The organism is uncultured Turicibacter sp., from assembly GCF_938044715.1.
GTDB classification, from domain to species: domain Bacteria; phylum Bacillota_I; class Bacilli_A; order MOL361; family Turicibacteraceae; genus Turicibacter; species Turicibacter sanguinis.
Genome location: NZ_CALIOS010000094.1, coordinates 1 through 11,595, shown reverse-complemented (window position 1 = coordinate 11,595; position 11,595 = coordinate 1). Strand labels below are relative to the sequence as shown.

Annotated in this window: 10 protein-coding genes; 1 reads left to right on the top strand and 9 read right to left on the bottom strand. The window is 34.3% G+C overall.

What is annotated here, in order from left to right:
• Positions 1-114: 114 nt before the first annotated feature.
• The 5 genes from ftsZ to murG form a co-directional block, all read right to left on the bottom strand.
• Positions 115-1,263 carry a cell division protein FtsZ gene (gene ftsZ, locus QWC74_RS09685; RefSeq protein ID WP_006785442.1) on the bottom strand — a complete coding sequence of 383 codons (1,149 nt, stop codon included), beginning with the start codon at positions 1,261-1,263 and terminating at the stop codon, positions 115-117.
• A 29-nt stretch (positions 1,264-1,292) separates the two neighbouring features.
• Complete coding sequence (gene ftsA / locus QWC74_RS09680; protein WP_237701289.1) at positions 1,293-2,618, bottom strand: cell division protein FtsA; 1,326 nt, start codon at positions 2,616-2,618, stop codon at positions 1,293-1,295.
• Positions 2,619-2,795: 177 nt separating this feature from the next.
• Positions 2,796-3,608 carry a cell division protein FtsQ/DivIB gene (locus QWC74_RS09675; protein ID WP_006785440.1) on the bottom strand — a complete coding sequence of 271 codons (813 nt, stop codon included), beginning with the start codon at positions 3,606-3,608 and terminating at the stop codon, positions 2,796-2,798.
• A gap of 8 nt (positions 3,609-3,616) precedes the next feature.
• A complete protein-coding gene (murB, locus tag QWC74_RS09670) occupies positions 3,617-4,525 on the bottom strand; it encodes a UDP-N-acetylmuramate dehydrogenase (protein WP_006785439.1) in 909 nt (302 codons plus the stop codon).
• Between the two features lie 9 nt (positions 4,526-4,534).
• On the bottom strand, positions 4,535-5,629 hold the full coding sequence (gene murG / locus QWC74_RS09665; protein ID WP_006785438.1) for an undecaprenyldiphospho-muramoylpentapeptide beta-N-acetylglucosaminyltransferase: 1,095 nt from the start codon (positions 5,627-5,629) through the stop codon (positions 4,535-4,537).
• A gap of 252 nt (positions 5,630-5,881) precedes the next feature.
• Between murG and spoVE the strand changes: the two genes are divergently transcribed.
• Positions 5,882-6,982 (top strand): stage V sporulation protein E, encoded by a 1,101-nt coding sequence (gene spoVE / locus QWC74_RS09660; protein WP_006785437.1) that lies wholly within the window; start codon positions 5,882-5,884, stop codon positions 6,980-6,982.
• Between the two features lie 196 nt (positions 6,983-7,178).
• Here spoVE and murD read toward each other — a convergent pair whose 3' ends face one another.
• The 4 genes from murD to QWC74_RS09640 all read right to left on the bottom strand — a co-directional run.
• Positions 7,179-8,528: a UDP-N-acetylmuramoyl-L-alanine--D-glutamate ligase gene (gene murD / locus QWC74_RS09655; RefSeq protein WP_006785059.1), complete on the bottom strand. Its 1,350-nt coding sequence runs from the start codon at positions 8,526-8,528 to the stop codon at positions 7,179-7,181.
• A 38-nt stretch (positions 8,529-8,566) separates the two neighbouring features.
• On the bottom strand, positions 8,567-9,535 hold the full coding sequence (gene mraY / locus QWC74_RS09650; RefSeq protein WP_006785058.1) for a phospho-N-acetylmuramoyl-pentapeptide-transferase: 969 nt from the start codon (positions 9,533-9,535) through the stop codon (positions 8,567-8,569).
• Position 9,536: 1 nt separating this feature from the next.
• Positions 9,537-10,988 (bottom strand): UDP-N-acetylmuramoyl-L-alanyl-D-glutamate--2,6-diaminopimelate ligase, encoded by a 1,452-nt coding sequence (locus QWC74_RS09645; RefSeq protein WP_009607284.1) that lies wholly within the window; start codon positions 10,986-10,988, stop codon positions 9,537-9,539.
• Positions 10,989-11,012: 24 nt separating this feature from the next.
• The coding region (locus QWC74_RS09640; RefSeq protein WP_288993997.1) for a penicillin-binding transpeptidase domain-containing protein at positions 11,013-11,595 on the bottom strand (583 nt) is incomplete at its 5' end.

Below are 11,595 nucleotides of genomic sequence, written 5' to 3'. Positions count from 1 at the left end.
AAATCCTAGCAGCATAGCTACTAGGATTTCAATTCGGTCGTTCATTGTAATAGGTCACAAATTAATCAGCAACACTATTTGACAAAGAACCAAAAAAAGAGAGATTACTCTCTCTTATTTATATCGATTCATTAACCAGTTTGGAATCATCTCAACACTTTCTCCACCAAATGGTTGACGCTTAGCTGGTTGAGCTGGTTTTGATTGTTCGGCAGGTTGAACCTCTTGCTCTTCTGTTGAAGCTACTACTTTCTTGTTACGATTATCTCCAATCAACATTTCAACTGGTTTACCTGCTGCATTTGTTTCATCAAATCCAGTTGCAATAACTGTCACAATTAATTCATCTCCTAAATCTGGATTAATTGTCGCTCCATAGATAATATTGATTTCAGTCGTTGAAGCTTCACGAATCGTACGTAATGCTTCATCAACTTCGAATAATGCAATATCCATCCCACCAGAAATATTAATAATAGCATCAGTTGCTCCATCAATGTCATTTTCTAATAATGGACTAGCAATTGCCTTTTTCGCAGCTTCTGTTGCGCGATTTTCTCCTGTACCATAACCGATTCCCATAATGGCTGAACCTTTATTATGCATAACTGTTTTAACATCGGCAAAGTCTAAGTTAATTAAACCAGGCACTGCAATAATTTCTGAAATCCCTTGAACACCTTGGCGTAAGATATTATCCGCTTCACGGAACGCTTCTAACATCGGCGTCGTACGATCAACGATTTGTAATAATCGATCATTTGGAACTGAAATTAATGTATCCACATTAGCCTTTAACTCTGCAATCCCTCGTAATGCAAAATCAGTACGGCGTTTTCCTTCAAATGTAAATGGACGTGTAATAATCCCAACTGTTAATGCTCCACTCTCTTTTGCGGCTTTTGCAATAACTGGAGCAGCACCTGTTCCGGTTCCACCACCCATACCACAAGTAATGAAGACCATGTCTGCACCTTTTACTAATTCCTTAATTTCGCTTAAGTTTTCCTCAGCGGCATGTTTACCAACCTCTGGATTTCCACCTGCACCTAATCCTCGAGTTAAATCACGACCAATTTGAAATTTACGATCAGCGATGGCAAGATTTAATGCTTGTGCATCAGTATTAACAACAACAAATTCAACACCTTGTACATCATTTTCAATCATACGGTTGACAGCATTACTTCCTCCGCCACCAACACCTACTACAATAATTCTAGGGGCATATGTAAACTCATTTCCAAATCCGAAACCTTCCATCCCTGAAACCTCCTCATAACTTTCTACTTCTATTCTGCTTTTTCGTCAAATATCATATCAAATAATCGGACTAATACACCACTATTTTCCAACTTATGATCCATATATGACTTATCTTGATTGTTTGTTTTAACTGAAACCTTTTTTTCTGTTTCCTGTCGTGATTCGTGCATAAGATTGATACCTCTCGCATCAGAGTAAGCATCAAAATTAATTATATTACTTTTTTGCGATGTCAACAACGCTATTTCATGATTAAATGTAGCCATTCCGACTAATTTTGCATATTTAGCCTGTCTAACACCTAACATTGAAGGTCTAAAAATATGAATATCTTGTGCAAATACAAATTTCCCCAAAATATTCAACCCTTCAAGCTCAACTGCACCACCTGTAAAGATATATTTAATATCTTCATGCTTGTAACCATTTTCGGTCAAATACTGTTTAACTAGCTTTAAAATATCTTCATATCGAGACGTCACAACATCCGATAACATTTGTCTAGTGATGCAAATAAACTCCCCATTACCTTCAGCTGTGTAAATAATTTCTGGAATCATATCATCGTAATTAATACGAGCAAAATTCACCTTTAATAACTCAGCTTCACTCTTTTCAATTTGAAATGCTTCACTAATCTCTTCTGTGACATGCTCTCCACCAATAGATAAAGAAACAGATGATAAGACCTTACCACCTTGAGAAACAGTAATTGTTGTGGTTGATTTTCCAATATTTACGTGACATACCCCTTTATATAATTGTTCGGGCGTAGCAACATACATCATTTCTGCTACACTCCCTAACACAATATCAGAAATTCTAAATCCAGCCAATTCAACGACATTAATTAAATTATAAACTAATGAAGATGAGGCAGTCATTTTTTGAGCACTTAACGAAACTTGATTACCAATAATACCTAGTGGGTTTTGTATAGCATTTTTTTCATCCACAATAAATGAACGAGGAATAATGTTAACAACTACTTGATCACGATATGTTGGTTGATTAATAACATTACGGAATAACTGCTTAACATTAGCGGGACTAATTGGTTTATTAGCCTCAACTGATAACGTAGTTGTTATATTTTCAATATTAACATCTACACTTGGTATCGCTAATAATACACTTTGAATTTCTTGATGAAGATCTTTTTCAACCTTCTCTTTTAAATTTTTAAGTATTTCAACGATTTGATTCACATTAATGACATTTCCATTTTCAATTCCTTCAGCTAGAATTTCTTGTTGCGATAGGACATAAAGACGTTCTTGTCTTATATTACAGACTAAAATTCTAGCTTCCGAGGACCCTATTTCTAAGCAAGCATAAATATTATTTTTCACCTCAAACCACTCCACTAACATATGGTATTATTACCACAATATCATATTTTATTTTACTATATTTTTCACCCAATGAAAAGACTATTTGACAAATATCCCCCTGATAATAATGGTTATCTATCTAGCGAAACTCTATTTAAATTAGACACTGGAAAAAACCTGCCAAATGAATTGTTTTTACGACATTTCTCCCTCATTTTTAGCATCAATCGACATCTTTTCATAAGGTTCAAAATGATCCCCAACATCTAAGTGATAAATGCCTTTTACTTCCCCATTCAGACTTTGGACTTTATCTGCCATCGTTTGATAGTATTTTAACTTGTTCACCATGGTATAACTATTAACAATAATCGTATTCCCATCCATTAAAAATAATGAAAATCTATTATTATCTCCATATAAAGGGCTATAATGAATCTCTTTTATAATATTACGAAAAACAAGATCAACCTTCATCAACGATTTAACGAACAATTTTAACACAGATTGATTTTCTTCATAATCAGGTAATCCATAAATCATCAGCCCTTCACACTGCGCTTTGAGATTATACTGATTTTGAATCGTTTGACCATCACTTAAAACAAATTCAAATTGATTATTGATTTGCGCACATCCAACAATATCTTTTTCCGTTACATCAATCTTTAATCGATTCAATCCATCTCTCGTCACGTTAACTTCTTTAATCAATGGATGTGATTGAATCGTGTTTTGAATGTCTTTCAAATCCAAACTCAAAAATAACTCATCATAATTTAACTGTGTCATTTCAAGTAACTCAGAACGCTTGACATAATTTAATCCGTTAAAATAAATAACCGATAATCGACTAACTGGCGATGCAAAATAAAACATCCCTCCAATCACCATCATAATAAATAGACTAAAAAAGAAGCCTTTAATCTTCTTTTTTAGTCTTTTTTTCGGCTTATTCACCTTTTGATTTTTAATTCTTGAAAATTCAACAACCTTCCCTTTTTCCATCTCTCCACCTACCAGTTAAACATCTCAACTTCTGGGTGCAATTGTATACCATGCTTTTCAAATACGACTGCTTGAACATGTTGGATTAATTCATAAATATCTGTCGCAGTCGCCCCACCTACATTGACAATGAAATTACAATGTTTCTGTGAAACTTCTGCTCCACCGATACGAACTCCTCGTAATCCTGACTTTTCAATTAACTGCCATGAATAATGAGGCAGTGGATTTCTAAAAGTACTTCCTGCCGATGGTAGGTTTGTTGGTTGTGATTCGATTCGTCTTACTTTTCTTGCCTTCATTAGTTCCATAATCTCTTCATATGAACCCTTCTCTAACTGTAAGACTGCTTCTACAACAATCCAATTTCTATGAGTCTGCAGAATAGATTGACGATATGAAAACCCCATTTCCTCAACCGTTAACCACTTTAATTCTCCCGCTTCATCTAAAATTAACGCTTTAACCAAAACATCTTGAATTTCACGATTATATGCACCTGCGTTCATATAAATCGCTCCACCGACTGACCCTGGTACCCCTGAGATAAACTCTAACCCTGCTAGTTCACATTTTGCTACTTTATTCGCTAATAAAATAGTCGAAACACCAGCGCCTACGGTCACTTGTGTTCCATCAATTTCAACATGATCTAATCCTTTATCACATTTAACAATAATTCCTTCAAATAAACGATCTGAAGGTAATAAATTAGACCCTCTTCCAATGACTTTAAAAGGTAATTCATATTTGTTAATTAATTTCATCGTTTCAACCAATGATTGTTTAGAGTTTGGTATCACTAAGCAACGTGCAGGACCTCCTACACGAAAAGTCGTATGTTTTGACAATGGCTCATTTTCTAATAATAAACCAATATTCTTCCCTTTATACTCCTCTATAAAACTCTTAAACATTTAAAACACCTACTTTTTCTCAATAATTTCGTTCATAACTGTAATCATACGTTGTGCTGCATCTGGAATACCTAGTTGTTTTGAGGTGTTTTGCATTTGATAACGAAGTTCACTATTTTGCATAATGCGTTCAATTTCCTGATATAACTTTTCACCTGTCAAATCTTTTTCTAAAATTAAAACGCCCCCACCATGATCCGTTACACTTCTTGCATTATACTCTTGATGGTTTGCTGTGACATATGGCGAAGGAATTAATATACTTGGTACGCCTAGTGCGGTGATTTCTGACAAGAAAGTTGCTCCTGATCTTCCCACAAATAAATCAACACTCACTAAATATTGAGGCATATTATTAATAAATGGTAAAATGTGTACATTTTTTAAAGAATCAACGTTCTCAATTTGATTTTTAATACTGTCATAATGTTTATTTCCTGTCACAAACACAACTTCATAATCAGCCTTTTCATATTTTTGAATCATTGATACAACAGCCTCATTAATAGGTTCAGCGCCACGACTTCCTCCACTAATCATAACAGTTTTCTTATGAGGATTTAACCCTAATGCACCTTTACCAATTTTCATTGTTTTCACGACTTCAGAGGCACGTGGATTTCCAGTTAAAACAACTTTTTCTGCTGGAAAATAAGGTCTCGCCTCCTCAAAACAAATACCTACTTTATTGACATACCGAGCTAAAAACTTATTCGTTACCCCTGGTAAACTATTTTGTTCATGTATAATCGTTGGAATTTTAAGTTTTGCAGCTCCATATACAACAGGTCCACAAACATATCCACCAGTTCCAATCACCACATCAGGATTGAATTCTTTAATATACTGTTTTGAGACCGATACTGATTTAAAAAATTTAAAGATTGTTTTAAGGTTATCCAAAGATAACGATCGTTTAAATCCAGATATTTCAATATGTTTAAATGGAATCCCTTCATGAGTTACAATCTCTTTTTCTAGTCCATTTTCAGTTCCAATATATAGTACTTCTACTTGATTATCTAATTCTTGAAGTGCTCTAACCATTGCAAGTGCTGGGTAGATATGTCCACCAGTCCCACCACCAGTCACAAGGATGCGCATAATACCACTCCTTATTAGACTATAATTAGTCTTTTTTTTCATTTTATATTTTAACATACTTTAAACAAATTCCGTTAGATTAAATTAAAATAAGTCTAAATATTATCTAAATTTGACTCATCTCTCATTATTTCCAAAATATCTGCCTGTCATTTTAAATAAAAATTTAATTTTTTATTCTATCTAATGAAAGTTTATCAACTCACCTCATATATTTTATTATAGATTTTAAATAAAAAAAGGGGAGTTCTAATGAAAAATAAACAGTCTTCAATTGATTTGCTAACACTCCTATTAGCACTCGGTATTACAACTATTGGATTAATCTTTGTCCTATCTTCCTCTTATATCTGGGCTGAATATAAATTTGATGACGCCTTTTATTTCTTTAAACGTCAATTCCTATTTGCTTCAATCGGGGTCATTGGGATGATTGCTGTTTCAAGAATTGATTATCAAATTTATAAAAAGTATGCCACCCCTTTCTTTCTAGTGAGTTTGGTCTTACTTATTCTAGTATTAGTTCCAGGTATTGGTTTAGTTCGTGGGGGAGCAAGAAGTTGGATTGGAATTGGAGCTTTTTCACTTCAACCTTCTGAATTCATGAAGCTAGGATTAATCGTCTTTTTAGCACGTTATATGAGCAACTATGTCGAAGATGCTAAAACATTTAAAAAAGGCGTTATTCCACTCTTATTTTTAATTCTTTTAGTCTTTGGAGTCATCATGTTACAACCAGACTTCGGAAGTGGGATGGTTATTGTTGCCACAGGTTTTGTCATGCTATTTATCTGTGGGGTTCCCATTCGATACTTTGTCTACTTCATCTTAACAGGTATTGCTGGGATTGTCGTTTTAATTATCTCTGCACCTTATCGTCTTCAACGTATTACCGCCTACCTTGATCCATGGAGCGACCCTATTGGATCTGGATTCCAAATTATCCAATCACTTTATGCCATTGCACCAGGTGGATTATTCGGAACGGGTCTTGGAAATAGTGTTCAGAAGTATTTCTACCTACCCGAGCCACAAACTGATTTTATTTTCGCTATTGTTTCAGAAGAATTAGGATTTATTGGTTCTGTTGGAACTCTTATACTATTTATATTATTTTTTGCAAGATGCTCCTACATTATCCTTAAAACGGATGATCTTTTTGGGAAATATATCGTTGTTGGAATTATGTCCATGCTGATTATCCAAGTCATGATTAATATCGGAGTTGTCATTGGGTTAATTCCAGTTACCGGAATCACTTTACCCTTTATGAGTTATGGAGGTTCTTCTTTAACGATTACACTTCTTTCAATTGGTATTGTCTTAAATATCAGCCGTCATATGAAACCTTAAAGCCAATCCATGGATAGGCATTTGAGATAAAATGTTATAAAAATGTTGGCTTATCCCCTATTAATGTATTCAATCACTCTTGAAATGTCCTATCTAGTTAAACACAGACTCACCAAATGGGTGAGTTTTTTTCTTAAACACCTTCAGATTGATGAGTTCTGATTCATAAAAAAAATTAGGCATCGCCTAATTTTTTTTATTTAAGTCCTTCTACCAACCCTATAAAATGATCGCCTCTTTGTTCAAAGTTTTGATATTGATCCCAACTTGCACAAGCTGGAGCGAATAAAACAATATCACCTGCTATAGCCTGCTCATAGGCATCTTCAACTGCTTGATCTAAATGATCATAGACAGTACATGGCATTAAATGCTCATCTGCTAATGCTTTAAATCGATGCTTTGTCTCTCCATAGGTCACAATAGATTTGATTTTATTGAAATATGGGACTAATCCACTTAAATCATGACCTCGATCTAACCCACCAGCAATTAAAATAATAGGGCCATCAAAGGCTTTTAATGCCGTTTGCGTTGCAATAATATTAGTTGCTTTAGAATTATTATAATACTTAACTCCCTTAATCTCACCAACAAATTGAAGACGATGTTTAACGCCAGCAAATCGTTTTAAAACCGTTCGAATAGCTTCTAAATCACATCCATATAAGAGACTAACTGCAACTGCACCTAAAACATCTTGAAGATTATGATCTCCTTTTAATAAAATATCTTTAACATCTATAATCCATTCTTCTTTAAAATAAACTGCTCCCTCTAAAATATAAGCACCCTCTACTTTCTCTGATAAAGAAAACGGAATACAAGTGGCCTTTGTTTGTTTAATCCCTTCCACAATCACATCATCTTCACTATTATAAACACAATAATCATCACTTGTTTGATTTTTAATTAAATTTAATTTGGCTTGTCGATACTCATCAAGATTCAAATGATAATCTAAATGTGCTTCTGTGATATTTAACAACAATGAAATACGTGGTCTAAATAAAGGCATTCCCATTAATTGAAAAGACGAAAGTTCCGTCACTAAAACTTGATTTGCCTGAGCAACTTTAGCAACCTCTGTTGCGACTTCTCCAATATTTCCAGCAATTAATGGATTTAACGTACTTTCTTTTAACATTTCATAGATAAGGGTTGTCGTCGTCGTTTTACCGTTTGTTCCCGTAATACCGATAAACGGTGCTTCACAAATTTCAAAAGCTAACTCAACTTCCGTGATAATCGGAATCTTTAATTCTTGAGCACGTTTTAGAAGGGGCACTTTTAGGTAAGGGATTCCCGGATTCTTAACAATTAAATCAAAATCTCGATCTAACAATTCTAATGGATGACCACCTGTTATCACTTCGAATCCTTCTGCTACCATTTCTTTTGCATCTTCATTTTCACTAAGTGGCGTTCGATCATTAATCACAACCTCAGCGTTTAACTCTTTAAGCATTCGAGCCGCTGCTTTCCCACTTTTTGCTAACCCCATCACAAGAACTCGTTTATTTACATAGCTATTTATTTTATTCATATCAAATCTTCCTTTTATTAAAAGATAAGCCATCTATATTAGATGGCAATGATTAATCCTAAAATCGCACAGATGAAACCAACAGCCCAGAGGAAAGTCACAACTTTCCACTCTCCCCATCCGCATAATTCAAAATGGTGATGAATTGGAGCCATTTTAAATAATCTTTTCTTTGTGCGTTTGAAATAGGCAACTTGAAGAATAACTGATAAAGTTTCCATAACATAAACTAAACCAATAATAACAAGAATTAATTCTTGCTTTAATAAAATCGAAACAGCTGCAATAGCTGCCCCTAGTGCTAATGAACCAGTATCACCCATAAACACTTTAGCAGGATTTAAGTTAAACACTAAAAACCCAAGTAAGGCTCCTACCACTGTAAAACAGAATAATGCAATATCCGTTTGTTGTTGAGCTAACGCAATCATTCCAAAAGCTCCGAATGAAATAACACTAACTCCACCACATAATCCATCTAATCCATCTGTCAGATTGACGGCATTTGAAAAACCAACCATCCAGAATAAAATAAATAATCCATAAATCCAGTATAAATTTAAGTCAAATAAATTAAAGAACGAAATTGTTGTTGGATAGCCATTTCTTAAGTATAAATAGAAAAATACTGCTGCTAGAACAAGCTGTGCAAATAATTTTTGCTTTGGTTTCAACCCTTCGTTATTTTTACGAACGACAATAATAAAATCATCAACAAAACCAATAGCTCCAAATCCTACTAATGTTAAGAGTAGCATGATTAATTGATGACTCATTGTGGCATAGCCCGTAACAAATACCGTTACTAATACCGTCACAACAATTGAAGTCATAAAAATAATTCCACCCATCGTTGGCGTTCCCGATTTTTTACGATGAGACTTTGGACCTTCTTCACGAATGGCCTGTCCAAATTTTAAACGTCGTAAAAAAGGAATAAAAAATGGACCTATAATCGTCGCGATGAAAAACGAAACGATTAATACAAATAAAATTGATTTTAACATGTTAAATACCCCTTTTTCTAATCACTTCTTCAACGACTATTTTATCATTAAATGGAACAATTTTACCATTAATATTTTGCGTTTTTTCATGTCCCTTTCCTAAAATAACAACAAAGTCATTTGGTTTTGCTTTTTTTAAGGCTGCCTCAATTGCTTTTTCACGATCGACAATGACGGTATAATTAACACTACTCGTTCCTGATAACAAATCATAAATAATACTTAATGGATCTTCATTACGTGGATTATCACTAGTAAAGAAGACATGATCCGATAAATAAGTGGCGTGACGGCCCATAATTTTTCGTTTAGCTTTATCGCGATTTCCACCTGCCCCTAGCACCGTAATAATATTTCCTGTCGAAATAACATTTAAGCAAGATAACACTTGAAAAATAGCATCCGGATTATGGGCATAATCAATCACAACAGTGACCCCAGAAGGTGCCTGAATATACTCAAATCTTCCTTCAATGACTGAAACATTCTCAATAAATGGGACAATTTGTTCCGGGGCGTAACCTAATGAATAAAAATAAGCTAAGACAGATAACACATTATATACATTATACTTTCCAAATAAAGGGATTGTCATTTGACAGATAAACTGACCTTTTACATACAATGAAAAATTTGTTCTTTCTAAACTATACTCAATGTCTTTTGCAAAAATATCTGCTTTTGCTTGACATCCATAAGTTAATATCTTGCTATTTGTTACACTAATAAAGGATGAGGCATGCTCATCATCACAATTTATAATTGCCATTTTTTTATCATCATAATCACTAAATTGAATAAACGGTCGCATCTTTGTAAATAAATAATCTTCAAACGTTTTATGATAATCTAAATGTTCTTCTGTAATATTCGTAAAAATTAAGCGATCGAAGTCCAACTGATCCACTCTATTTTCTTTTATCCCATGAGAAGAAACCTCCATCACAACATATGGGAGGTTATGCCGAACCCCTTCTTGAAGCAACTCATTCAAATCTGGACTTAAAGGCGTGGTACGAGACGCTTTTTTCTTTTGTCCCACCCACGAACCATTCGTTCCGATTAAGCCACTATCAATGCCTAAACATTCAAAAACATGTTGAATTAAATACGTAATGGTTGTTTTTCCATTGGTTCCTATTACCCCTACTAAATTCATATTTTTAGATGGCTCACCATAAAACTTAGACGAAATAATAGCCAACGCTTTTTTTGTATTAAACACCTCAAAATATAAACACGCTGGATTTAAAGACTCTTCTCCAACAACTGCAATAGCACCATTACGAACTGCATCTTCAATATATTGATGCCCATCACTATCTTGCCCTTTGATAGCGAAAAACACACTTCCTTTCGTTACCTGCCGTGAATCATACACTAAATTTTTAATTTCCTGATTCTCATGTTCTAACGTATATCCTAACAGTTCACTCATCTGTTTTAAATCCATCCTCATTCATCCTTTCCTCAATTATTATTCACCTAAATATAATCGAATAGTTCCGCCCTCTATCGTTCTAGTGTATGCTTCGGGTTGCTGTGAAATGACTTTTGTTCCTTCTCCATAATATTCAATATTATATAAATATGATGTTTCGATATTTTTCTTTTCTTGTCCTACAAAATCTGGAATTGTTACATACTGAGTATCCAGCCAGTTATATTTCTTTTCAATCTGTTCTTCTCTTGGTTCTACCCCAATATAGGGTAGTGCTTCAGCTAAAATAGAACGTGCAATTGGAGCAGCCACAACCCCTCCATATTGAATCGTATTTTTAGGATTATCAATCGCCACATAAACAACTAACTGAGGATCATCCATTGGAGCAATTCCAACAAATGACAAAATATATTCCCCGCTAACGTAGGCCCCATTTCGAGCTTTTTGAGCCGTTCCGGTTTTTCCACCTACACGATAACCATCAATATAAGCTCCTTTACCACTACCTTGCGCGCCAACCATTTCAAGTGCATATCTCATTGTATCTGATGTTTCCTGTGAAATAACTTGTCTTTTAATCGTTGGCTGACGCTCATATAAAATTTCATTTGTATAA

Excerpts from the sequence above, each read along its gene's own strand:
- murG (WP_006785438.1), bottom strand. The coding sequence starts at position 5,629 with ATGCGCATCCTTGTGACTGGTGGTGGGACTGGTGGACATATCTACCCA.
- QWC74_RS09675 (WP_006785440.1), bottom strand. The coding sequence starts at position 3,608 with ATGGAAAAAGGGAAGGTTGTTGAATTTTCAAGAATTAAAAATCAAAAG.
- ftsZ (WP_006785442.1), bottom strand. The coding sequence starts at position 1,263 with ATGGAAGGTTTCGGATTTGGAAATGAGTTTACATATGCCCCTAGAATT.
- spoVE (WP_006785437.1), top strand. The coding sequence starts at position 5,882 with ATGAAAAATAAACAGTCTTCAATTGATTTGCTAACACTCCTATTAGCA.
- murB (WP_006785439.1), bottom strand. The coding sequence starts at position 4,525 with ATGTTTAAGAGTTTTATAGAGGAGTATAAAGGGAAGAATATTGGTTTA.
- QWC74_RS09645 (WP_009607284.1), bottom strand. The coding sequence starts at position 10,988 with ATGGATTTAAAACAGATGAGTGAACTGTTAGGATATACGTTAGAACAT.
- mraY (WP_006785058.1), bottom strand. The coding sequence starts at position 9,535 with ATGTTAAAATCAATTTTATTTGTATTAATCGTTTCGTTTTTCATCGCG.
- murD (WP_006785059.1), bottom strand. The coding sequence starts at position 8,528 with ATGAATAAAATAAATAGCTATGTAAATAAACGAGTTCTTGTGATGGGG.